The following is a 26752-nucleotide window of genomic DNA, read 5'->3' on the forward strand; positions in this document are numbered from 1 at the left end:
GTGTGTTAAAACTACAACTACTATGCAAAATCAGACTATTTTTTCAGTACTCAAAGTTCATTTTTAATATAGAAATGAACTTTAAAATACTATAAATACTACCTATTTAGTTACACTAGATTCCTTTTCATGATTTTTATAGTGAATATCTTTAAATCTTCAAATTATGTTTAAAAACTAAATGAAGTAAGTGTATAGATTATTGTGAATATTCCTTGCACTTTTAACTGGTTTTATCTATTATAGTATAAAATTGCCTAATAATCAAAATTAAATGCTGAAATTGAATGTTTTTTTTTATAAGCCGTCATTTTTCAATTAAATCAACAAATTCATAATTATTTAAATCACTTTAATTATGCAGGTTAATGGTTTTAAATATGCTTCTTTTTCAGCATGTCAAATATTTAACAAATACTACACATATTCTTAATAATGCCGTAACATTTGTATGTTATCATTCAATTATAGGTTAGTAACTTAATAGGTTAAAGCGAAGTCCCCCCTTTACTTTAATAATAAAAGCTGTGAAGTACCACTTCACAGCCTTTTTTTATTTTAATAGATAAACTCTCGTTTCATAAGGTTTTAGCATAATTTCGTCTATTAACTCATCTTCCACAATATAATTTGTAATTAAAAGCTCTTTATAATTGTATTTTATGTTCTTTGGAAGCTTAAATTTAGTGTTATTTTCACCAAAGTTACATATCACCACTAATGTCTCATCTTCCAGTTTTCTTGTATAAGCATGAATATCCACGTTATCCTCTAAAATCAAAGTATAGTCACCATATACTATTATTTCATGCTTCTTTCTTAACTCAATAAGCTTTTTATAATAATTTAAAACTGAATTTTCATCACCTAACTGCACCTGTGCATTAATAACCTTGTAATTTGGATTTACCTTTATCCAGGGAGTGACATCAGAAAAGCCAGCATTTTTTTTATTATTCCATTGGAAAGGCGTTCTTGCGTTATCTCTACCTCTTTTATAGATGGCATCCATAATTTCATCATGAGTTTTTTTACCACTTTGCATAAAATCCCTATAAGCATTTAACGTTTCAATATCTCTATAATCATTAATACTTTCAAATTTTACATTTGTCATTCCTAGTTCTTCACCTTGAAAAATATATGGAGTACCTTGCATCATATGAAGAAGGGTTGCAAGCATTTTTGCTGATTCAGCTCTATATTTACCATCATTTCCAAAACGAGAAACCATTCTTGGTTGGTCATGATTATTTAAATAAAGACTATTCCATCCTTTATCTTGAAGCTGAGTTTGCCATTTTGACATAATGGTTTTAAATTCCTTAAGATTAAAGATTACTTTACCCCATTTCCCGTCTACCCCAAATCCTATACTCATATGTTCAAATTGAAATACCATATTTAATTCGTTTCTATCTTCACCTACATATTCAACAGCTTGAGCAGGATTTATATCTGGGGTTTCACCTACAGTCACAATATCATATTTACTTAGAACTTCCCTGTTCATTTCTTTTAAATAATCATTAACTTTTGGATAGTTTTTACTTGATCTGCCTGGATCTGCATGGGTACTAGGTCCATTAACAATTCCATTAGGATAGCTCTGGTCTTTTCCAATCATGTTGATAACATCCATACGGAAACCATCGACCCCTTTTTCTAACCACCATGTCATCATTCCATAAATATCTTTTCTTAAATTTTTGTTTTCCCAGTTTAAATCTGGTTGCTTTTTTGAGAATAAATGCAAGTAGTACATTTGTGTTTGTGCATCCAGTTCCCAAGCAGAACCTCCAAAACTGCCGCCCCAATTATTTGGAGGCAACCCATTTTTTCCGTCTCTCCAAATGTAATAATCTCTATACTTATTCTCTTTAGATTTCTTACTCTCAATGAACCACTTATGCTCATCAGAACTGTGATTTATAACAAGATCCATCATTATCTTGATTTTTCTACTATGCGCACCAGCTAGCAGTAAATCAAAATCCTCCATAGTTCCAAATTCCTTCATTATCCCCTGATAATTACTTATATCGTAGCCATTATCATCGTTGGGAGATTCATAAACTGGAGATAACCATAGAACATCAATTCCAAGCTCTTCAAGATAATCAAGTTTTTCAATTATTCCTCTTAAGTCTCCAATTCCGTCTCCATTACTATCTTTAAAACTTCTTGGGTAAATCTGATAAACTACACACTCTTTCCACCAACATTTATTCATAAGATCTCCTTCTTTCTATTGTTTTATTGCTCCATTGGTAACTCCGCTTATGATAAATCTTTGAGCAAATACGTACACTATTATGATTGGTAATAATGCTAAAAGATAAGAAGCAAAAGCTAAATTATAGTTTGTACTAAATTGTCCTTGAAAAATATATTGTACGAGAGATAATGTTGCCTATTCTGGCTTACTTAATATAACAAGTGGAAGCATAAAGTCATTCCAGCATCCTAAGAAGGCTAATATTCCTACTGTAGCATTTATTGGTTTTAACAGTGGAAATATTATGCGAAAAAACACTTGCCAGATGGTAGCACCATCTATTGTAGCCGCTTCTTCCAGTGATTTTGGAAGAGACTTTAAATAACCTACATATAAAAAGGTATTAATTGGCAGTCCATAAACAATGTATAGGATTATAATCCCTGGTACATTATCTAAATGCAGTGCACTTACTTGTTTTACCAGTGGTAGCATTATTATTTGAAAAGGTACAAACATGGCACTTAAGAAATAATAGTAAAGTAGATTAAAGTACTTTAAATTTTGATTTCTAGCTATTGCATAAGCTACCATGGAATTTGAAATTATTATAAAAACCACTGAAACACATGTTATTACTGCAGTGTTTGTGAATGCATCAAAGAAATTTGTTAGTTTAATTGCCTGGGTAAAATTATCAAAACGAAAGGTCGTAGGAAGTGCCAATGTAGATTTCATCATATCCGCAGGAGATTTTAATGCGGTACTTACTAAAATATATAATGGAAATAAGATAAATACTCCTGCTAAGATTATAAGTATTACCGTAAGAAGCCTATTATCTTTCTTTTTCTGCATTATAAATCAACCTCCCGTTTTGCAAGTACTTTCATTTGGAAAAGTGAGATTGCTACAACTACAATAAAGAAAATCACAGCATTTGCAGATTGATATGCAAAATTACCGCCAGAAAATCCAAAATGATAAATCACATATGTAATTGATTGAGTAGCATTGCCAGGCCCGCCACCTGTCATTGCTATAATTTGGTCAAATACATTTAAAGAACCCTTCATACTTAACACCATGTTTATTGTAAAAAAAGGAGCTATTAATGGAAATGTTATTTTTCTAAAAGTTTGCCATTTATTTGCCCCATCAATATCACTTGCTTCATAGATATCTTGATCTATAGTTTGAAGTCCCGAAAGATATATTATAGTGTTGAAGGCTATTGACTGCCAAGATGCTACAAATACTATACCAAGCCAGGCAAGAGCCGGATTCCCAAGTATATTTGAACTTAAAAAACTAATATTTAAATATTCTCCAAGTGGCGGTAATAAATGAGCGAATACATAATTAAATATATATCCAACAATTAAAACTCCTAGTACATTCGGGAAAAAGAATATCGCTTTTAAAGTATTCTTAAATTTAATACTTGAATTTAAAGCAACGGCTATTGCTAGACTTATTACATTAACAATTATCGTGGTAACTATTGCAAATTTAAAGGTAAATCCATAAGCATTTCTAATGGTATCATCCTGAAATACATTTATAAAATTTTTAAGCCCTATGAATTTCCAATCACCATAACCATTCCAGTCAGTAAAGCTATAAAATATACCTTTTATTAATGGTAAGGTGTGAAAGGTAAAAAATAATATTACTGCAGGAATTGTCATAATATAAAAAACCATTATTTGTTTGTTTTTTTTCAATTTATTCACACTCCTTATACCTCATATAAAATAAAATTTACTATAGTTAAGTAATGAGAAATAATTTAAAAATCATCTCTCATTACTTATCTAACAATTATTTTTTATTGTTTTTATTATATTCTGTATCAAGTTGCTTTAAGAAAACTGCTTTATCCTTTTTAGAAAGAAATCCTTGCAAAATAGATGCTGTATCTAAACCAGTTGGATAATAATGATCAGGAAAACTTCCAATTTCTCCACTTTTAAAACTTTCTGTCAAATCTGTAACACTTTCATCTTTCTGCACCACATCCTTAACAGCTGAAAATGCGAACTGATCAGTTATATAAGCTTGTGCATTTTCCTTTTGTAACATATATTCAATAAATTTTTTAGCTTCTGCAGGGTGCTTTGAGCTTTTCGTTACCGCAAGTAATACGTCCACACCTGAAACAATTTTATTTTTACTAGCCTCATTTGTTGCTGGTAGTGGGAACATTCCGAGTTTCATGGTTGGATTTGCTTTTTTAATATCTGCAATAGCCCAGTTACCTTGAAGATACATTACTGATTTACCTTGAGCAAAAGCTGTATTACCATCGTTATATCCCATTCCATATATATCTTTTTGGCCATATTTAATAATTTCAAGCATTTTATCTGCTACTTCCGAATGAGTATCTGCGAAGGTAGTTTTATCTGCTTTTCTATCTGCTAGAAATGTTTCCGCTGGAATATCTCCGGCTAGTACGTTCCAGAAGCACATACCAGTCCAAGCATCTTTAAGTGTAAGGTAAAAAGGAGTTTCTCCACTAGCTTTTACCTTCTGCGAAAGTGCAATAAATTCATCCCAAGTTTTCGGAATTTCTACTCCTAGCTTTGTAAATTTTTCTTTGTTATACAAAACACCATCAGCATTTGTTGCATAAGGTACCCCATAGGATTTTACATCTCCATTTGTTAAAAGATCTTTCATTTGTTCAATATAAGCTGTCTGTATATTACTCATAAAAGTTTCGGAGCTAAGGTCTAGTAGAATGCCATTAGATGCAAGCTCACCATATAAATTGTCACCACCCATGCTGAGTACATCAGGCATATCATTTTTAGTAAGTCTTGTTTTTAAAACTGTTGCTGAATCTGGTGGAGCATTAAGAACAATTTGAATGTTAGGGTTTTTAGTTTGAAAATCACTAATCATCTTTTGATAAAGTGTTTTATTTTCTGCTTTAGTAGAGAATACCTCTAATTTTACTTTTCCATCCGCTGCAGTTTTACTAGAGCAACCTACCAATAAAGAAGAACCTAGTGCAAGTGTAAGCACTAATGATACTAGAGTTTTTAATTTTTTATTCATTTTTATACCCCCTAAAATTTTGTTTTGAGTAATTGATTACGTAAATAGAATGTTGTTATTACTACGGTTCAAACTAAAAACATTATAAATATATAAATTTATTACACTATTTACAACTATTTTAGTTAAACGATTACGTAAATAGTATAAAAAACTATCAAAGTTTTTTAACAGTTTCCCTTTCTATGATTTCAAAAGGCATTATTATACTCTCACTTTTTTTATTTGTAGTAATGGTTTTAATTAGCATTTCAACTGACTTTTGACCCATATCATAGGAAGGCTGAGCTACTGTTGTTAACGGTGGATAAGCCATTTCTGCTACTTTAGTGTTGTCATAGCCTATTATAGACAAATCCTTTGGAATTGAAATACCCCTTTTATGTGCTATGAACATTGCGCCAACAGCAATATCATCACAGGAAGCAAAGATTGCAGTGAATTTTATATTTTCGCTTAAAAGTGCTTCCATCGCTTGTTTCCCCTGTGAAAAACTGAACCCATTATGTTTTATAAGACTTTCATTAATAGGAATATTATGTTCTTTTAGAGCTTTCATATATCCCTCTAGCCTTGGTATACCTGCAACTGGGTCTTCCTTCTCTCCACCTAGCATAGCTATTTTAGTATGTCCATTTTCTATCAAATAACTAGTAGCCGCAAAAGAAGCTTGAAAATCATCCACTTTAATATATGGAATTGGATAGCGGGTAGAAAATGTTGATAAGAGAATACAAGGTATTTTAGTGTCAACAATATCCCTATCATACATATCTTTAGGTGATAAACTACAAACAATAATGCCATCTACTTGTCTTTCTGATAGTACATTTAAATAGTAAGGCATCAAATGAGAACTATTTCCTGTATTACAAATAACAACACTGTAATTATTTTTATGTGCCATATCCTCTATTCCACTTAAAATTTCCACATAAAAAGTAGTTTCAACTTTAGGTAACAATACCCCTATAGTTTTGGTAGTTTTTGTCTTTAAGTTTCTAGCAATAGCATTTCTCCTGTATCCCATTTCGTCTATTACAGCAGTTACTTTCTGCCTTGTTGCCTCAGAGTAGCCCTCTAGACCATTAAGAATTCTAGAAACAGTAGCTACAGAAACCTTAGCCTCTTTTGCTACATCCTTAATTGTTGGTTTTTTCATTGTTGTATTCATAATTTTAACTACTCCTTCAGTAAACGATTAACCTAAACTCACTTTACCATATATAAGAAATTTTGTCTATATTTTTTTAGAATATTCTTGCAATACTAATACATAAAGTAATGGTTGCAACAAACACTGATAACATAAATTCATAAACAAGCTATCCATCGAGGCTATACATAAAATTATAATTTCATGTATAGCCTCCTTATATTTTACTCTTTATTTCTAATATACTTAAGGCTTATACTAGGATTACTAGTTTTTGTTGATCTAATCTCAAACTGATTTAAAGATGCTACAAATGGTGTAAGCTTTGTATAGCCATAATTTCTTGTATCAAAATCCGGATACCTCTTATTAAGAGTACTACCTAATTCACCTAAAAACGCCCATCCATCTTCATCTGAAATCTCTGTTATGATAGTTTTGATAGCCTCCACTAATTTTTGAGAAGTTATCATGCCACCTTTTGATTCTTCTTGTAGTGGTACTCCTTTTATGCTAATGGTTTCAGTATTTTTTGCAGCCATTGAAGCTAACACTTCAAGATATTTAAACTTCTCACAAGCTGAGATGAAAGGTGTAGGTGTTTTCTTTTCACCCATGCCAATAACATACATACCAGCTTCGCGAAGCCTGGCTGCCAGTTTAGTAAAATCACTATCACTAGAGACAATGCAGAACCCATCAACATTATTTGAATACAGTATGTCCATGGCATCAATTATAAGAGCTGCATCTGTTGAATTTTTACCTGTGGTATAACTATATTGTTGTATTGGGCTAATGGAATAATTAAGCAATACATTCTTCCATGAAGCCAATTGAGGCTTAGTCCAATCTCCATAAATCCTTTTATAAGTAGGTGTTCCATGATTTGAAATCTCGTCAATTATATACTTTATATACTTATCAGATACATTGTCAGCATCAATTAAAACTGCAATCTTTTTATCTTTTTCCATTTTTATCTCCTTCACACCTTAATGTCTTTAGTCTCTTTTACATGAAATTTATTATCCCATACTTTAAAATAACATACTATTCTATACAATTCTACAAAACCCTAAATATTCCTTCTAAATTTCTATAATTATTGTAATCATTCATAATTATCTCCATTATATTATAAATAAAATCAAATCTCCACTATTGTTAACTATGGAGAACATTTGATTGTGCTCATCTCTCTTCAATATCCTCTCAATTTATTCCTTATTTTCATCCTCATCTTTAATGTATACATTAGCTTTCACAAACTCTAAAGGTGAAGCATTTATATATTTTTTAAATACAGTAGAATAATGTTTATAATCAGTAAAACCCACCAATGTAGATATCTCATAAACCCTATATTCGCCACTCATAAGTAGTTCAATTGACTTTTGTACTCTATATCTATTTAGAAAGTCATGAAATGTTTGATTTGTACCCTCTTTTAAATTTCTGCTTAGATAACTTGCGCTTACTGTTAATTTTTCTGCAACATCCTCGATAGTGATTTTTTTAGAATAATTAGCTTTCACATAAGAAATTGCTGCATCAGTATAATGAGATCTTTTTTTATTAGATTTTAAGTAATAATCTAAATTTAAGACATCAATAGTTTTATAATCTTTTAAACCATTTTTAAATTCATCATATATTTTTTTATCGCGAATTTTATTCACAACTTTTTCAATTATCTCTTTAAATTCACCTTCATCAATTGGTTTTAGTACATAGTCAAAGACTCTCAAATCTATAGCTTTTTTTGCATATGGAAATTCTCCATAACTAGTTAAAATAATCTTTTCGAAATCATAAGCTTCAGAAGCTTGTTCTAACATATCCATACCATTCATTAATGGCATTTTAATATCTGTAATGACTAAATCTGGCTTAATTTCTATAATAGCTTTTAGCCCTTCTTTTCCGTTAGCTGCTTCCCCTGCAATTATACAATCCATACTTAGCCAGTCTATAGTATTTATTAACCCTTTTCTTATCAAGTTTTCATCTTCTACAATAAGTACTTTAATCATATTCTACTCCTCACTTTCATAAGCTGGAAGGTTAATTACTATTTCCGTACCTTCATAGAGTTTACTATATATATTTATCCCATACGACCTACCATATATCAGATTAATTCTCTTTTCAACATTGTAAAGTCCTATATGGTTTGTATTATTTTCATTGTTTTCTATTAGCTTTAATATTTCAGATAATTTTTCATAACTCATGCCTTCGCCAGTATCCGCAATAGATATTATCAAATTTTCTTTTTCAACTCTACAATCTATATTTATCTTTAAATATTCTTTTGATTCAAATCCATATTTTATACTATTTTCAATAATGGGTTGTATTATAAGTTTAGGTATCAGGCATTCCTCTGCTCCCTTACTTAAATTTATTTTATAATCGAACTTGTCATCAAATCTAAATTTTTGTATTACAAGATAATCCTCTATATATCTAATATCTTCCACTATTTTCACCTTATCAAAATTTCTATTTATACTATACCTTAACAAATTAGCCAATGAAACAATGGTTTTTATGGCGCTCTTGTCGTCTGTTTTTATCATGTATTTAATCATTTCAAGGGTATTAAATAAAAAGTGAGGATTGAATTGTGCTTCTAACTCCTTAAGCTCAGATAGTGCATTTCGTCTTGCCTCTTCTTTATTTTTTTCTACAAGCTCATTTATTTTTATTATCATCTCATTACAATACTGACCTATAACTTGAAATTCATCATTAGAATTTATAGAGACAACAGTATTTAAATTGCCCTCTTGAACACTTTTTATAGCAGACAACAATTCATCAATTGATTTTGTCTTACTTACAGCTATTTTCTTAGCTATAAATAACATAGAGTATACTAAAATTAAAAATACTATAACTAAAAATATTTCACCTATGAGATAGATATTCTTTATAAAGTCTAGGTATGTGATAGTATAAACGTATATATTACCATCCATTATAGAATTATTATGTATATAATTATTTTCCTCATCTAAAAACGGTTTCAATTTACCTATACCATCTAAAAGTGATGTATTAGTGGTAACTATATTATTATTATATCTATCAGTTATTACAGCATGATGATTTGTACTACTATGAACTATTTTATTCAACTCATTTTCTAAAACATCAAAAACAACAAACCCTATAACCTGTTTATTGTTATCAATAATAGCTTCTCCTATAGAGTATACCGTTCTTGTGTTTACATCAAGTTGAGCTCTATTAAGCATCATAACTGCTTTACTCGGATTGTCTTTCATTTTTTTAAAAACTCCACCCATAAACAGGTCATCACTTTTGGCATATTGAGGTTCTCCTTTAGCATTGGTTATTAGAGCTTCTCCCTTTGCGTTGTAAATATAAAAAATGCTTCTTATTTTGTGCATATTAACTACATTATAAAGCCTCTCATATATCTTAGCTTCATCCTGCTTACTATAAAAAACTTTTTTTATTTCATCCCATTTAACTAAATCCTCTACTTCTCCTTTATAACTTATAAACTCTTTGCTTATAACATTTGATATGTTGCTGTTATATTTTTTATTACTTCTCTCAATGCTTTTACTACTGTACCAAAATAATAAATTATAAAAAATAAAGGACAAAATTATAATAGGAGTCAATGCGTATAATATAAAAGATTTTCTTATTTCTTCCTTGAAGAATTTTCTTTTTATATTTTTCATACGTATTTCCTCCTACCTAAGTTTTTATAAGCTTATTTCTTTCTTGCCAGTTACTTTAAAGAATATTATAAGTGAAACAATAGTTGTAATGGTAAGTATACTTGATAAGGCAGCTGCTGTACCATAACTCGCCCTTATAACGTCAGTATATATGGCAACTGACAAGGTTCTCGTAGTCCCTGTGTATAAAATAATTGATGAACTTAATTCATTTATTACCGTTATCCAGCTCAAAATTGCTCCTGCAAATACCCCTGGCATCATCATAACTGCAGTAACCTTAAAGAAGGTTTTCATTTCAGAATATCCTAAACTAATTGATGCCTCTTCAAGACTTGGACTAAGTTGCATAAGTATTGCCGCACTGGACCTAATTGTATAAGGCAGTTTTCTTATGACAAACGCAATTATCATTATAATGAAAGTACCACTTAGCACCATTGGTTGCTTATTAAATGCTAACAATAAGGTAATACCTAAAACAGATCCTGGAATAATATATGGGAACATGGTTAACGTATCTAGAAAAGAGGTTAATGCACTTTTTCTTCGTACAGATACATAAGATATAAGCATTCCTAGTAGTATTATTATTATTATAGCTATTATACCATATTCATAGGTATTCAAGATTGAATTTCCAAGTTTTGAAACTACGGTTTTATAACTATTTAGTGAAAATCCACTAACAAACCTTGATCCACTTGTTTTTAAGAAAGATGTATATATTACTGTTACCTGTGGAATTGCAGCTAGTGCTACCACAATATAAACATATGCATGTGCTAAAACATTTTTGTATCCCACAACTTTTTTAGCAGATATGGGCTTTAAAGAGTTCATAACATATGACTTTCTATTAACTACATATTTTTGTCCTAAAAAAATAACTGCTGTTATAATTACCATTATTGTACTTAGAGCCGCTGCAAAATTTGCTTGACCGCCTACCTCAGATACAAACTCTGAATAAATTAAAACTGGCATAACTCTGAACCCTTCGCCTATAAGCATTGGAGTTCCAAAATCAGCAATACAATTCATAAATACCAATAATGAACCTGCCATTATTGTAGGAAGTATAAGTGGTAGTATAATAGTAAAGACTTTTTTCACTCCACTGCAACCTAAACTTTCTGCAGCTTCACTTAGCGAAACATCTATTTTCTTTAATGCTCCTGAAACATACAAATATATAAATGGAAATAGTTTTAAGGTAAATGCTAACAAAATCCCTTTAAATCCATAAATACTAGGCAGATGTATTCCTAAGCTTTTCATAAAGAAATTTGTAATAACTCCGTTTCTTCCAAGTAATAATATCCAAGAATATGCTCCTATGAAAGGTGGCGATAATACAGATATTATAATTAGCACCTCTACAATTGATTTGAATTTAATTTTTACTGTAGCCATAATATAGGCTAAGGGTGCACCAATTAATATAGCTAAAACAGTTACTATAATACTTATAGTAAAACTATTCATAAGTGTTCCATAGTAATACTTTTTAGTGAAAAATTTAGCAAAATTGTCTAAGGTATATTTTCCAGTATCCACATCTTGAAAACTAGTCAAAAACAATGAACCTAGTGGATAAATTAGAAATACAGCAAATAATAAAAAAGCAAGAATAATTACTATTGTCCAAAAATCAAATCTTATTTTTTTATTTTTTTTATTCTTCATATTTCTCCACTCCAGCAATAAGACTTCTATCTCCGTCCTTGTTAAAAATATTTATTTTTTTATTATAAACTTTTAGATATAGCTCTTGTCCAATTTCATGAAAGGCATCATTAGTACTAGTATCCTGTGTTAATTCAATTATTTCGCCATTATCTAGCTTTACTTCATAATTTATATATTTTCCAAGGAATGTATTAAAATGAACTACCCCTCTAATTCCTTCATTATTATCACTTATTATAAATTCCTCTGGCCTTACTGATATTTTGATTTCTTCTCCGTTTTTAACATCACTTTTTAAATTATCCATTGGTACTCTATATCCATTTTCAAAAACAACGTAGTTCTTTTCCTCTTCTATAAGCATTTTTCCCTTAAATACATTAGAGTGACCAATAAAGGTAGCAACAAATACATTTGATGGTCTTAAATAAATTTTTCTGGGTGTATCAATTTGCTGAATAGCGCCTTTGTTCATAATTGCAATTCTATCTGATATAGCAAGTGCTTCTTCTTGGTCATGAGTTACGTAAACTGTAGTTATACCTATGTTTTTTTGTATTTCTCTTATAGCACTTCTCATTTCTATTCTAAGCTTTGCATCTAAGTTAGATAGAGGCTCATCCATAAGAAGTACAGTTGGGTGAATTACAATGGCCCTTGCTAGTGCAACACGTTGCTGTTGTCCTCCTGATAACTTATCTGGTGCTCTATCCTTATATTCATATATTTTTACGACCTTTAATATATCCTCTAATTTTTTCTTCGCTTCTTCCTTACTATGTTTTCTAAGCTTAAGCCCATATTCAATATTTTCTGATACCGTCATATGAGGGAATATTGCATAGTTTTGAAACACCATACCTATATTTCTTTTATGTGCTGGAATATTATTGATTACCTTTTTATTAAAACTAATCTCTCCTTCCTCAATTGAGTTGAATCCAGCTACCATCCTTAAAAGTGTGGTTTTTCCACAACCTGAAGGCCCAAGTAGTGTAAAAAATTCGCCTTCTTTAATTTTAAGTGAAAGCTTTGGAATTACTGTTATATCATCATATCTTTTTACTATATTTTTGAATTCAATGGATGTACTCATAATTTAAACTCCTTCCTAACTTGAGATTTTATAAAAAAATCCCTAGGACTTTTTAATAATATTATATTTAAAAGTCCTAGGGCTCATTTTTTTAGTTACTTGTAACTATATCTTTATATTTATCTAAAATTTTCTGTTTATTTTCTTTAAGCCATGCTTCGTCATCTTTTATTATCTTAATTTGATCTAGTGGTTTAAGACCTGCTGCTGCTGGAACATCGTTTCTAACTGAACGTCTATTTAATTTATTAACTATTAGTGTTTGTCCTTCCTTACTAGTAACGTAATCAATAAACTTCTTAGCATTTTCCATGTTTTTAGCATCTTTTATAATAACAACTCCATCAGCCTTTGCAATAGTACCCTCAATCGGATAAACTATAGAAACTGGTGCACCATCTTTTACATATTTTGCAGCTGCTTCCTCAAATGTTAACCCTACTGTATATTCTCCATCGCCTACACCTTTATAAACTGCTGAAGAACCGCTTAAAAGCTTACCATCTAAATTTTTTGTTAATGCTTTTTCAAAGTCCCAACCCTTTTCTGGATCTCCATTTCCCATAGCATATAAATGATTTATTACATGTTCAAAAGCAGAAGAAGATTTTGATGGATCTGCATTAGCTATTTTTCCTTTAAGTTCTGGGTTTAATAAGTCCTTAAAACCCTCAACCTTAATCTTTCCTATAAGGTTTTTATTAATCATAATTACACTTGGTATAACAGTAAATCTTGTTATATGTCCATCTACATTTTTATAATCATCAACAACAAATTTTTCATTTACAGATTGATATTTTTCGAATAGATCCTTACTTGGTTCAAGAGTGGAAAGTGACCCTCCCCATAGAACATCTCCTAATGGATTTGCTCCTTCAGCTTCAACTCTCTTTAAAAGTTCTCCTGTTCCTGCTGCTACAACCTCTACCTTAATTCCTGTCTGATTTTCAAACTCATTAACTACTGGGTCAATAAATTCTATTGGATGTGGTGAATAAACAATTAACTTATCAGACACCTTTTTAGTAGTAGCTACATCCTTAGCTGTCTCCTTCTTTGCCCCACATGCTGTTAAAGATATTATCATTAATGATGCCATTAAAATTGATACTGCTTTTTTCATTAATTAACCCCCTTATTTTTATGTAAACGTTTATCTGTTAACTAAATATTAACATAATCCCTAGCTGTCAACAATCCTAAAAAACGGGAATAATATACTTAAAAATGAACAAACAATTTGAATTAGTTCCTTAGATATGAACATGAACGTAAATAAGCATCCCAGAACACTAGGGTGCTTAAAATTTTAAGACTTATTACACTATGTTTGAAGCTAATAGTTTTTCAGTATCCACAATGGTCAGTGGCTTACTATAATAATATCCTTGTATGTAATCACATTGTTTTCCTTTAAGTATTAATAATTGTTCCTCAGTTTCCACCCCTTCTGCTACAACTTTCAAATCCATGCTATGGGCCATTTGGATTATATTTTTAATAATTGATTTGTTTTGTTTATTTAAAATTATATTGTCAATAAAGGATTTATCAATCTTTAAAGTAGATATTGGAATCCTCATTAAATAATTAAGGGAGGAATATCCAGTACCAAAATCATCCAGAGCAATTCTAATGCCTATATTCATAAGTTCCTTTAATATCTTTACATTAGAATCAAGTGACTCCATAAGCACCGTTTCAGTAATTTCTAGTTCAACAATACTCGGATCAATCCCCGTAGATTTTAGAATACCTTTAACCATTTCTAGAAAGTTTAATTGATGTATATCTACTGAAGAAACATTGATACTAATACTCTTGAATTTATAGCCCGCTCGTAGCCATTTTACACTTTGCTTGCATGCTTCATTAAGTACCCATTTGTCTATTTCACTTATATACCCTGTTTCTTCCGCTATGGGAATAAATTCCACAGGAGACACAAATCCTAACTCCACACTATTTAACCTGAGCAAGGCTTCAAAACCAAATATCTCATTTGTTTGCGCATCATACTGTGGTTGATAATGTATGCTTAGCTCATTATTCTCAATTGCACTTCTTAGTATTCTATCTATACAGGTTTTTCTTTCTAATTTAAGATACATTTCTCCATCAAACCTGGCAAATCTGTTTTTACCCAATTCTTTTGCCTTGTACATGGCTGCATCCGCATTTTTTAAAATAGTATTTGTATCAGTTCCATCCCTTGGATATATTGCCACACCTATACTTGCTGTAATATACATCTGTTTGTTATCAATTTCAAAAAATTTATTAAATATTGCTAACATTTTTTTTGCGTAAGCCTTTACTTCATATTCTTCGTGGAATGGATGAAGTAATATAAATTCATCTCCACCCAACCTGCATAAAGTATCAATCATATTTATCGTGGACTCTAATTGTTTGGCTATGTATGTTAGCAATTTATCTCCATAATTATGACCCATAGTGTCATTTATATTTTTAAAATTATCTATATCTATAAAAAACACGGCCCCTTGTGTATTTTTGTGCTTTGCTATTTTTAGTTGCTGTTTCAGTTTATCCATGAAAAAAGTTCTATTGGGAAGTTTAGTAAGAGCATCATAATAAGCCATAAATTTTATTTTGTCTTCTGAGTTTTTTCTCTCTGTTATATCTGTAATAGATCCTGCGAGTTTCACCGCATTACCATCTGAGTCTCTTAGAGCCTTGCCTCGATTCGATACCCATATATAAGTACCATCATTAATTTTCATTCTAAATTCAGATTTGTAAATTGAAGTTTTATTACTAATATGATTTTCAAAATCCTTTAGAGCAAGAGATAAATCTTCTGGATGAACCAACCTTTCTAAAAAAACATTTACATTAAATTTTTTTAATGATTTATAACCAGTAATTTCAAATAATTTATTAGAAGCGAAAAAAGTTCCTAATTTTAGATCAAATTCCCAAATTGAATCATTAGACCCTTCTAAAGCAAGTTGATATCTTTCATCACTAACTCTTAATGACTCCTCCTTGTATTGAAGTTCGTCGTACTGCTGACGAAGTTCTTCTTCTGTGGCTGATAACTCTTCATGTACCGCTAATAACTCCTCATAAGTAGAACTGATTTTATTAATCATCACATTAAAACCAATTCCTAATTCACCAAATTCATCTCTAGTTTGAATATTAGTAGCTCTAACTGTCAGATTCCCCTTTTCAGCTTCATGCATTAAAGAGGTTAACTGTGTAATTGGTTTTGTAATATATTTTGTGAAAATAATAGTAAAAAGCATAGTTAAAATTAACAAGCCTAAGGTTGTATAAAATATAAAATATTCAATTTTAGTTATCGTTGAGGTCAGCTCACTTTTGGGCACAACTGAGGCCATCTTCCAGCCTGTATAAGGAGAAGAATATACATTAACTAACACCGTTTTTCCATCTATAAGGGTTTCGAAATTAGAATCTTCCTCGAATAGCTTATTATAATCTCTAATAGTAAATTTTAAATATTCACCAGTCTTTTGATCTTTATAACCCTTTTGATTTAGCAACTCAATATTTCTAAAATTCAAACTGGTATCAGGATGAGCCAGCATTGTACCATCTTTTGAAAAAAGAAATACGTATCCTTTATCACCCATCTTAAAAGTATCTATTATTTTAGATAGTTTGTCTAGACTTATATCAACTCCCATTACACCTGTAATATCCCCAGATGCATTTCTTACTGCAGAAGAAGCACTTATAACTAATGAATTATCTTCATCAGCGGACGCATATGGATTTGAAATTACTACCTCACTGGATTTTGCTAAAGCATCTTTATACCAAGACCTTATCCTAGGGTCATAATTATTAATATTTACTCCATCTGGCCAATGGATATATCCGCCCCATTTGGTACCTAAGTATACATTATAAGCATCTGGATGAGTTATTCCATAGGTTTCAATTTCATTATAAATAGAGCTTTCAACTCCCGGTATTCCTTTCGAATATTTTTTTGCCGACTTATTTTGTGACATACTAAATAAAGCCAATATTGAATCGTCAGCTTTTTTCACATCAACAGAAGATGCTAAAAATCTATTATTGTCTTTTATTTGTTTAAACATATTCGAAAAGGTATTATCCACTTGTATCATTTGTTTTCTGGAATCTGAGGTTAAATCATTTTTTAGATAAGTATAAATATATTTGTGGGTTATTAAAGCTATGGAAATAGACGTAATTAATATAATTGATACAAAATATATAAACAACTTCCATCGAAAAGTAAGTTTCATAACTAGCACCCCTTAAGTATTTAGGTTTAATATGGTTTGGACTGAAGTGATTAGTTTATAAAATTTTGGTCACAATTTACACGTCCCATATAGGTATTATTGTAACATGCGATGATATCATGTCAATACAAATATGCCAAAGTTGGTAATTTTTTTAGTTTTATAACATTAAATGGAATAATAATACTAAGGCAGATACAAATATTACAACAATCTATTCCATTTATAATTTTTTTAGTTAAATTATAACATACAAATTAGTATGATATAATAAACCTATTAAAAACAAATAAGGAAGGATCTATTATGAGTGAACCATTATTTCAAGCTAGTAATCTAATTTACAAAGATTTTTTAACTTATAACAGTGTAAAAATTGAAAAAGGCAAAATCAATTTCATTGTTGGTGAAAGTGGATGTGGTAAAAGCACCTTCTTAAAGCTATTAAACCAATCTATAAATCCAGCATCTGGAGAACTATTATATAAAGGTACACCAATAGATGAATATGATCCTATTGCCCTAAGACAAGAGGTAAGCCTAGTTTCTCAGGAACCTTTTCTTTTTGATGAGAGTATAATAGACAATTTCAAAACCTTTTATTCACTAAGGCAAAAACCTATGCCCAGCAGTGATTATGTGAAATATATTATGGATCTTTGCTGTGTAAATGTTCCATTAGATCAAATTGCAACTACCCTTTCTGGTGGAGAGTGTCAGAGAGTTTATACATCAATTTTTTTATCATTTTGCCCTAAGGTCATATTATTGGACGAGCCAACTTCATCTCTGGATGATAAAAACAGCCATAATATAATGGAAAATATAACAAGCTTCTGCAAAGAAAAAAATATTGATATTGTAATAGTAAGTCACAATAAAAATATTGTTGAAGATTTTTGTGAAAATAAAATTGAAATGGTTAAGGAGGTGTAAATATGAAAGGAGCAGTTACGCTGGGTCTTTTTCAATTTTCACTTATTTATCTACTTTTAATTATAGTGTTAATAATAATGAAAAAGTCAAAAGTTAATCAAACAAAGCTTCTTTTAGTTGCAAGTTTGAGAATGACAGTTCAACTTGTAATAGTGGGTTATGTACTTCAATATGTGTTTAGTAATCCAAACCCACTATTTACTGTATTTTTTTTGGTTATTATGATAGTATTTTCTGTTAATCGTGTAATTTCACATCGAGCTGACTTGAACCGTAATTTTAAAATTGCCATAGCAGCTTCATTAACATTCTCAGGGCTTTTTGTTCTAATCTTTTTTGTTACAATAGTGGTTAGAAAATCTATATTTGACCCACAATACACAATACCATTAGCTGGTATGATTATTGGTAATGCTATGACCGGAGTAAACATTGCAATCAAAACCTTTATGGATGACATAAGCAATTCTAAAAATAAAATTAATACACTACTAAATCTAGGAGTAGAACCTAAAGATATTTTAAAGCCTTTTGCTAATAATGCACTAGAAACTGCCTTAATTCCTACCATGAATTCCATGCTGGGAATGGGAATAATCTTTTTACCCGGAATGATGACAGGGCAAATGCTATCCGGTACCTTACCTACCACAGCCATTATGTACCAAATCGCCATCATGATTGCCATTTGTACTTCTGTGTGTATAACAGTTTTCTTATCCCTAAACTTAGGTTATAAATCTTTGTATAATAGTAAAAAACAATTTTTATAAACTTGGTGTATTTCTAATATAAAACACATATCTGTTCATTGTCTTTTTTTGTAAATTGTGCTATAATGTAAGTATCTTTTATAATTTTTTTACATAATATGAGGAGGATAATTTAATGCAAACGATCAAAGATATCAAAGTTGGAATAGGTTTTGCAACTGGGAGAAAAAGCTTTCAAAAAGTACTGAGAACCAACATACGAAATTGGAATGAATCTGGATTGGTTGAAGATAAAAGAATCAGCTTAAATCTTTTTGTTGCTTATGATCTTCATTATAATAAAACCAAAATAACTGATTACACCAATGTAAACGCAGAGTTAGTTTCGCAGATAGATAGCCAAACTTTTATCGGCAGTGACTCTATAAAAAAGGAAATTGACTATTTAACCCGGGAGAATGTCATCACTATTAATGAATGTAAGTTGATTTTTGGCAAAGGTTATGCAGCCAAGCGTAATGCCGTACTCTATAATGCTATAAAGCACCATATGGATTATCTGGTTTTTATGGACGATGACGAGTACCCCATGGCAGTGACTAATACACTTAATTCTGCCATTTGGGGAGGTCAGTTTGTTTTGTCAGAACACCTTAAAAATATAACTAAAGCTGACATCACCCATGGGCATCATTGTGGATATATATCTCCCATCCCATATTTGGAATTTAACGACACTATGAATGAAGGAGATTTCCGATCATTTATTGAGGCAATTAGCAATGATATAATTAAATGGGACAAATTAAAATCTGTTATGAAAAACGGTGGAGTAACCTATGCTGACACAAAGATTTTAACTAGCCATGTTGCTGTAGAGGTTGAGGAAGAAAACCATTCAAAGTTTATATCAGGGGCTAATCTATGTATTAACCTTACGAGTCCTGAGCGTGTTTTCCCTTTTTATAATCCACCAGGGGCTAGAGGTGAAGATACTTTTTTAGCTACCTGCTTAAGTGAAAGGAAAGTTTTGCGAGTGCCTTGTTATACCTTCCACGATGGGTTTGGTACGTATCATTCCCTATTAGAAGGTGTTCTCCCAATACGGTTGAAATTTATCAAAGCTGATACAGAAAAGATTAACACACGTTTTTATAATGCCTGTATTGGGTGGATTCGTTATAAACCATTATTGCTCTTTATAACTCAACCCGTTGCCTACGAGGAAAAGATTAAAGAAATGAGAGAACAGTTGAATCAATCACTACCTAAGGTCTGTGCTTATTTCGGAAAGCCTGAGTTTATGAATGTCTTAACAGAAATGGAAAAATACCATAAGAATGTAAATAAACATTATAATGAATTTCTTGATACACAACGTATTTGGGCAAAAATCATGAAACATTTTGCCAATCATAAATAATAAAGCAATTATATCTTATAACTGAAAAAACAAGCCTGCAGTTAAGATATAAACTGCAGGCTTTTTCTATTTTATTTAGATTCAGATACCCATTCGTGATGGAATACCCCTTCTTTATCCGTTCTTTCAAAAGTATGAGCACCAAAATAATCTCTTTGTGCCTGTAGTAGGTTAGCTGGAAGCTTTGCACTTCTATAACTGTCATAGTACATTATCGCACTTGAAAATCCAGGAACAGGAATACCTAAATTTACAGCTGTAGATACTACAAGACGTAAGTCCTTTTGATAATTATTAATAATATCTTTGAAATATGAATCTAACATCAGATTTTTAATATTAGCATCCTTTTCATATGCATTGCTAATCTTATTAAGAAATTGAGCTCTAATGATACACCCACCTCTAAATATTTTAGCAATTTTTCCATATTCAAGTTTCCAATTAAATTCCTCAGCTGCTGCACTCATAAGTGCGAACCCTTGAGCATAGGAGCATATTTTACTTGTATAAAGAGCTTTTCTTACTGACTCTATAAACTCATTTACATCTTCCTCAAATTTTGCAACTGGTCCTTTTAGAATACTACTCGCGTAAACCCTTTGATCTTTTATGGCCGAAAGGCAACGTGCAAAAACAGCCTCTGTTATAGTAGGTATTGGTACTGCTAAATCCAAAGCACTTTGACTAGTCCATTTACCTGTTCCCTTTTGACCAGCTCTATCTAAAATAATATCAACCATGTACTCTCCTGTATCATTATCCTTTTGCGAAAATATTTCACTAGTTATTTCTATTAAATAACTATCAAGCTCCCCTTCATTCCACGCCTTAAAAACATTATGAAGCTTATCATTCGATAAGCCTAAAACTCCTTTTAAAATAGCATAAGCTTCACAAATAAGCTGCATGTCTGCATACTCAATACCATTATGAACCATTTTGACATAATGTCCTGCCCCATTTTCTCCAATATAAGTACAGCAAGGCTCTCCATTTACTTTTGCAGCTATAGCAGTGAATATTGGTTCAACCATTTTATACGCTTCAATTTCACCACCAGGCATAATCGCTGGGCCCTTTAGTGCGCCCTCTTCACCCCCTGAAACTCCTGCACCTATGAATTTAAAGCCCAAAGCCTCAAGCTGCTTACTTCTACGTATTGTATCCATGAAAAATGAATTGCCGCCATCAATTAATACATCGCCCTTAGACATATGTGGTATTAATTCCTCTATAACATAATCAACAGGCTTTCCTGCTTTTATCATGATCAATATTTTTCTGGGTGTTTCTAAAGAATTTATAAATTCTTCTATAGAATAAGTTCCCACAATGTTTTTACCTTTTTCATCTATTAATAACTCATCTGTCTTAATCCTATTCCGATTGTAGACTGAAACTGAAAAGCCTCTACTTTCAACATTCAAGGCTAGATTTTTGCCCATGACACCAATACCTATAACTCCAAATTGTTGTTTATTCATAATTTCACTCCTTATTACAGTACAAATTTACTTATCTTATAAGTATTACTTTATTTTATTAATTATACACTCAAAATACTGAAATTAGTATAGTATTTATTATTAATTAATAAGGATTACAAAACAATGTGCCGCTAAAATACCCAATGTCATCAAATTAGGAATATATAAAATGGAAGATAAAACATTTTGATTAATAATAAAAAAAATAAATTTTCTTACTGAAAAAATTAGATTATCTGATGTACTTTTAATGGTATAATATTTGAATGTGAAATAAGAATGAAATATATTTCAAAAGAATGGCAAACAATATAAAGGAGAGGCTAAAAGTTGAAAAAATATTTTGGTAACATAATTATGATAACTTTATTAATTATTTGCTTTACTTTTGTGCAAAGTAAAGTAATAAATAAACGTACAAAAGCAGTTCTATCACAAACTCAGATCAATAATGTAAATGACTACGACAGTATTTTGGACATTGAAGCGGTGCATAAGCCTACTAAAACTAAATCCAAAATACCTGACATTATGTATAACAAATCAAAACTTTTATTGCAACAAGAACGTATGTCAAAGGGAGGGGTAATTGGCACTGCTGGAAAAGGAGTAGTGGCGCTAAGATTTGATGACTACCAAGATGCATTTGGAGCAAAAATATATCCCTTGTTGCTTTCTCGCGGTCTACCATGCAGTATGGCTTTAATATCACGATTTAACACTGCACAAAGCTGGGGTAAGGACACAACTTGGGCTGAAGTGAAAAATTGGAACAGAAATGGTGTTGAAATATGGAGTCATGGAACAGATCATAAGGACTATAGCAAACATGGATATGCAGGATTGTATAGCCAAATAGTAACTTCAAAATTAGAAATAGAGGCCCAGAATATAAAAGTTGTTGGATGGGCACTCCCAGGAGTTCGTCCTAGCACAAAGAATTTACCTTATAATGGGCTAACTAAACCAAGTGATTACAACAGCACACCAGGAAAATTACTAATGCAAACTTATGCAATAACTGAAGCCTATGCATATAAGGCACCAAGAGTTTTACCATCACATATATTTCATGGTTTAGGTCATATGACTATTTCTGATGGTTCAGGTGAAGGCTTGGAAATTGCAAAAACTGCCATAAATGTGGCTACTAAAAATAAATCTGGTATTGAATTAATGTGCCATATAGGTAATTTAGGGAAAAAGGGCAATATGACAATTTCTCAGTTTACAGCCATGTTAGATTATATCAAGACACAATGGGATAACGGTTCAATAGAAGTTTTAACACCTTCAGGCCTATGTTTTGCAGATCCTAATACTAGTACTAGACTTAAACTAAATTCTGATACTAGTTTTGAAGGTTTAACGGTAGCGAGTCCTACAGCATGGGGTGATACAAAAAAATGGACTGGAAAGACAATTGGAACAAGTGGGGGACGAACAGGAGAAAATTTTTTACGCATAACTAGCAATTGTACTAATTCAGCAGTAACTCAAAAGATTGATTACTTAGATAAATTAAAGGTTTCAGGAGAACAATTCGTATTTGAGGGATGGTTTAGACCGCATGGTAAAGGCAATACAATCGGTATGGTACAAATAGAGGATTCTAATAGTTCTAAAAAACTCAAGATAATAAATAGGGTTGTTAATAATGCTCCATCATGGAAGAGGGTAAGGTTCGTTTTTGGTATACCTCCTAATACTAAATCAATAACTTTATCTCTCAGCAAAATCTCAGGAACTAGTATAGATTGGGATGATGTAACTATAAAAAAAATATAGTCCTGAAAATCTACAATAAAAAAACCTGCAGTTAAAATACAAGTTGCAGGTTTATTCTATTACTTATTTTTATTTGATTTTAGTTACCCATTCATGATGGAATGTTCCTTCTTTATCCGTTCTTTCAAAAGTATGAGCGCCAAAATAATCTCTTTGTGCCTGAAGTAAGTTTGCTGGAAGGTTTGCACTTCTATAACTGTCATAATACATTATTGCACTAGAGAATCCTGGAACTGGCACGCCTAAATTTACAGCTGTAGATACTACATATCGTAAGTCTGTTTGGTAACTACTAAGAATATTTTTGAAATAAGAATCTAACATTAAATTTTCTATATCAGCATCTTTTACGTAAGCATCGTTTATCTTGTTAAGAAATTGGGCTCTAATAATACAACCACCTCTAAATATTTTAGCGATTTCCCCGTATTCAAGTTCCCAACTATATTCCTTAGCTGCTGCTTTCATAAGCGCAAAACCTTGAGCATAAGAACATATTTTGCTTGTATAAAGAGCTCTTCTTACAGATTCTATAAACTTGTTTATATTCCCCTGAAATTTCACCTCTGGTCCTTTTAAAACATCACTTGCCAGGACTCTTTCTTCTTTTATGGCAGAAATGCAACGAGCAAAAACAGCCTCTGTTATTGTAGGTATTGGTACTGCTAAATCTAGAGCACTTTGACTAGTCCATTTTCCAGTTCCCTTTTGGCCTGCCCTATCTAAAATAATATCTACCATGCACTCTCCAGATTCATTATCCACTTGTGCAAATATTTCACTGGTTATTTCCATTAGATAGCTATCAAGCTCACCACTATTCCACTCAGCAAAAACCTCATGAAGTTTATCATTAGAAAGTCCCGCGACTTCTTTTAAGAGTGTATATGCTTCACAAATAAGCTGCATATCTGCATACTCAATACCATTGTGAACCATCTTTACATAATGTCCTGCTCCATTTCCTCCAATATAAGTACAACAAGGCTCTCCATCTACTTTTGCAGCTATAGCTGTAAAAATTGGCTCTATTATTTTATAAGCTTTAATATCCCCTCCAGGCATAAGTGCAGGACCTTTTAAAGCTCCCTCTTCTCCTCCAGAAACACCTGTACCTATGAATTTAAATCCCAATCCCTGAAGCCTTTTGCTTCTGCGTACTGTATCCATAAAAAATGAATTACCACCGTCAATTAATATGTCTCCCTTTGATATATATGGTATTAATTCCTCAATAACATCATCAACAGATTTTCCGGCCTTAATCATGACGAGTATTTTTCTTGGAGTTTCAAGAGAATTTACAAACTCTTCTACAGTATATGTCCCACCAATACTTTTTTCTTTTGTTTCTATTAATAACTCCGCTATGGCAATCTTGTCTCTATCATAAACTGAAACTGAGATTCCTCTACTTTCAATGTTTAATGCTAGATTTTTCCCCATAACACCGATGCCTATAACTCCAAATTGTCGTTTTTTCATAATATACACTCCTACATCTTATTTTTGTAATAAACCAATGCATACAAACTCATCTTTTAATTTTAAGTATAACCTTTCGTAAATTTCGAAAGTTTTCATGTAAACTTCATGATTTTTTATATTTGGTTTATATGTTTTAGAAATAGGAACTAATTTATCTACTTCTTCAATATTATTTATAAGGCCTATTGCCTTCATTCCAAGCACCACAGCTCCTAGACAGGAACTTTCATAACTTTCTGCTATTACTACCTTTTTATTAAATACATCTGCTAGCATTTGAACCCAAAGTGCAGATCTAACAAAACCACCTGTCGCATAAATTGTATCAATATTACCAGTTGTTTCCTCTAATGCTTTTCCCACACTATAAACCCCAAACATTATTCCTTCTAAAAGTGCTCTTAAAAAGTGTTCCCTCTTGTGTGTAATATTTATACCAAAGAAAACACCCTTTGAATTTGCATCCCAATGTGGAGCTCTTTCTCCAAGTAGATATGGCAAAAATATTAACCCATTAGCTCCTGCAGGTACTTTAGATGCCACCTCTGTCAATAATTCATAAGGATCAACACCTAAAGATTGTGACTTCTCTAATTCTAAATGGGAAAAATTATCTCTAAACCATCTAAAAATAATTCCTCCATTATTTACAGGTCCACCAAGAACAAAATGATCTTCAGTAAGAATGTAACTAAAAATCCTTTCACTCTCATCATTTTTAGGTTTGTCTGCTATTATTCTTATAGCCCCGCTAGTTCCTATTGTAACCGCTGCATCTCCAGGTTTTATGGCATTAGCACCAAGATTTGCAAGGCATCCATCACTTCCTCCAATTATAAAGGGGGTTTCTGAGTCTATTCCCATTAAATCCGCATATTTTTTATCCATACCTTTAAAAGCCTGGGTCGGAGATACTGGTTTAGATAATTTCTCCTCGTTTATGCCTGCAACTTGTAATGAATTTTTATTCCAAGCAAGTTCATAAATATCAAATAAACCTGTAGCAGATGCAATGGAATAATCCACAACGTATTTTCTGAACAGTTTTAAAAAAACATATTCTTTAATTCCAATAAATTTATATGTATTTTTAAATATTTCCTCCATATTATCTTTCATCCAAGCAAGCTTGCATAATGGTGACATTGGATGAATGGGTGTACCCGTTTTCATGTAGATTTCATGGCCTATTTTACTATTTTTAATTTCCTCAGCATATTCCACACTTCTGGTATCTGCCCAAATAATACAATCAGTTAATTTTTCTCCACCTTCATTTACAGCAATTATACCGTGCATAGCAGCGCTAAAACTAACACCAAGTAGTTTATTTCCCTTATTATTGTTTTCATTTACTACAAATTTAATAGTATTGATTACCGCCTCAAACATCTCTCCTGGATCTTGCTCACTAAAAGAAGGCTCAGGGTTTATTATAGGATAACCTATATTACATTTTGAAATTACCTTTCCCAATAAATCAAAGGCAATTGCTTTAGTACTACTTGTTCCAATATCTAGTCCGATTAAATATTCCATGATATCCCCCTTCGAAATAAATTTTCTTTCATACATGTATTATGTGTATAATTTCATTTTATTGAAAAATATTTTCCTATAGTTAATCATATCACAATAAATAATAAATTCAAATACACTTTTTTTTATAAGTAAAATACCCTACTCA

Annotated in this window: 18 protein-coding genes and 1 pseudogene; 4 read left to right on the top strand and 15 right to left on the bottom strand. The window is 31.3% G+C overall.

The annotated features are described in order from the left end of the window. Nucleotides 1-553 precede the first annotated feature (553 nt). The 12 genes and pseudogenes from ACREVU_RS20195 to ACREVU_RS20250 all read right to left on the bottom strand — a co-directional run bounded on the left by ACREVU_RS20195 (nt 554) and on the right by ACREVU_RS20250 (nt 17227). Entirely contained in the window at nt 554-2233 is a 1680-nt protein-coding gene (locus ACREVU_RS20195) for a glycoside hydrolase family 13 protein (RefSeq protein WP_431553397.1), read from the bottom strand. Between the two features lie 15 nt (nt 2234-2248). Next, nucleotides 2249-3076, bottom strand: a pseudogene (locus ACREVU_RS20200) (carbohydrate ABC transporter permease). Further along, nucleotides 3076-3924, bottom strand: a complete 849-nt coding sequence (locus ACREVU_RS20205; protein ID WP_431553444.1) for a carbohydrate ABC transporter permease — start codon at nt 3922-3924, stop codon at nt 3076-3078. The pseudogene ACREVU_RS20200 and the gene ACREVU_RS20205 overlap by 1 nt, the downstream one beginning before the upstream one ends. Before the next feature lie 118 nt (nt 3925-4042). Then, the gene (locus ACREVU_RS20210) at nt 4043-5284 is read right to left on the bottom strand and encodes an ABC transporter substrate-binding protein (RefSeq protein WP_431553398.1); all 1242 of its coding nucleotides are present in this window, start codon (nt 5282-5284) and stop codon (nt 4043-4045) included. 157 nt (nt 5285-5441) lie between these two features. Further along, a complete protein-coding gene (locus ACREVU_RS20215) occupies nt 5442-6458 on the bottom strand; it encodes a LacI family DNA-binding transcriptional regulator (RefSeq protein ID WP_431553399.1) in 1017 nt (338 codons plus the stop codon). Nucleotides 6459-6664: 206 nt separating this feature from the next. Next, nucleotides 6665-7417 (bottom strand): NYN domain-containing protein, encoded by a 753-nt coding sequence (locus ACREVU_RS20220; protein WP_431553400.1) that lies wholly within the window; start codon nt 7415-7417, stop codon nt 6665-6667. A 243-nt stretch (nt 7418-7660) separates the two neighbouring features. Continuing rightward, nucleotides 7661-8476, bottom strand: coding sequence for a response regulator transcription factor (locus ACREVU_RS20225; RefSeq protein ID WP_431553401.1), 816 nt, complete (start codon nt 8474-8476; stop codon nt 7661-7663). A gap of 3 nt (nt 8477-8479) precedes the next feature. Then, on the bottom strand, nt 8480-10165 hold the full coding sequence (locus ACREVU_RS20230; protein ID WP_431553402.1) for a sensor histidine kinase: 1686 nt from the start codon (nt 10163-10165) through the stop codon (nt 8480-8482). 24 nt (nt 10166-10189) lie between these two features. Continuing rightward, nucleotides 10190-11854, bottom strand: coding sequence for an ABC transporter permease (locus ACREVU_RS20235; RefSeq protein ID WP_431553403.1), 1665 nt, complete (start codon nt 11852-11854; stop codon nt 10190-10192). After that, entirely contained in the window at nt 11844-12953 is a 1110-nt protein-coding gene (locus tag ACREVU_RS20240) for an ABC transporter ATP-binding protein (RefSeq protein ID WP_431553404.1), read from the bottom strand. The genes ACREVU_RS20235 and ACREVU_RS20240 overlap by 11 nt, the downstream gene beginning before the upstream one ends. A 91-nt stretch (nt 12954-13044) precedes the next feature. After that, nucleotides 13045-14079 (bottom strand): ABC transporter substrate-binding protein, encoded by a 1035-nt coding sequence (locus ACREVU_RS20245; RefSeq protein WP_431553405.1) that lies wholly within the window; start codon nt 14077-14079, stop codon nt 13045-13047. 196 nt (nt 14080-14275) lie between these two features. Next, nucleotides 14276-17227, bottom strand: coding sequence for an EAL domain-containing protein (locus tag ACREVU_RS20250; RefSeq protein WP_431553406.1), 2952 nt, complete (start codon nt 17225-17227; stop codon nt 14276-14278). A 306-nt stretch (nt 17228-17533) separates the two neighbouring features. Between ACREVU_RS20250 and ACREVU_RS20255 the strand changes: the two genes are divergently transcribed. The 3 genes from ACREVU_RS20255 (at nt 17534) to ACREVU_RS20265 (ending at nt 20299) form a co-directional block, all read left to right on the top strand. Beyond that, complete coding sequence (locus ACREVU_RS20255) at nt 17534-18163, top strand: ABC transporter ATP-binding protein (protein ID WP_431553407.1); 630 nt, start codon at nt 17534-17536, stop codon at nt 18161-18163. Nucleotides 18164-18165: 2 nt separating this feature from the next. Beyond that, a complete protein-coding gene (locus ACREVU_RS20260; protein ID WP_431553408.1) occupies nt 18166-18936 on the top strand; it encodes an ABC transporter permease in 771 nt (256 codons plus the stop codon). Nucleotides 18937-19051: 115 nt separating this feature from the next. Further along, nucleotides 19052-20299: a hypothetical protein gene (locus ACREVU_RS20265; protein ID WP_431553409.1), complete on the top strand. Its 1248-nt coding sequence runs from the start codon at nt 19052-19054 to the stop codon at nt 20297-20299. Between the two features lie 71 nt (nt 20300-20370). Here ACREVU_RS20265 and gnd (ACREVU_RS20270) read toward each other — a convergent pair whose 3' ends face one another. Then, nucleotides 20371-21786, bottom strand: coding sequence for an NADP-dependent phosphogluconate dehydrogenase (gene gnd, locus ACREVU_RS20270; protein WP_431553410.1), 1416 nt, complete (start codon nt 21784-21786; stop codon nt 20371-20373). Between the two features lie 333 nt (nt 21787-22119). Between gnd (ACREVU_RS20270) and ACREVU_RS20275 the strand changes: the two genes are divergently transcribed. Next, nucleotides 22120-23577, top strand: coding sequence for a polysaccharide deacetylase family protein (locus ACREVU_RS20275; protein WP_431553411.1), 1458 nt, complete (start codon nt 22120-22122; stop codon nt 23575-23577). Nucleotides 23578-23646: 69 nt separating this feature from the next. On the opposite strand, the gene gnd (ACREVU_RS20280) is transcribed toward ACREVU_RS20275, so the two are convergent. Both gnd (ACREVU_RS20280) and gntK read right to left on the bottom strand, forming a co-directional pair. Beyond that, nucleotides 23647-25062 carry an NADP-dependent phosphogluconate dehydrogenase gene (gnd, locus tag ACREVU_RS20280; RefSeq protein ID WP_431553412.1) on the bottom strand — a complete coding sequence of 472 codons (1416 nt, stop codon included), beginning with the start codon at nt 25060-25062 and terminating at the stop codon, nt 23647-23649. A gap of 18 nt (nt 25063-25080) precedes the next feature. Further along, entirely contained in the window at nt 25081-26604 is a 1524-nt protein-coding gene (gntK, locus tag ACREVU_RS20285) for a gluconokinase (RefSeq protein WP_431553413.1), read from the bottom strand. Nucleotides 26605-26752: the final 148 nt, after the last annotated feature.

This window comes from Clostridium sp., assembly GCF_050717535.1.
GTDB lineage: Bacteria > Bacillota > Clostridia > Clostridiales > Clostridiaceae > Clostridium_AD.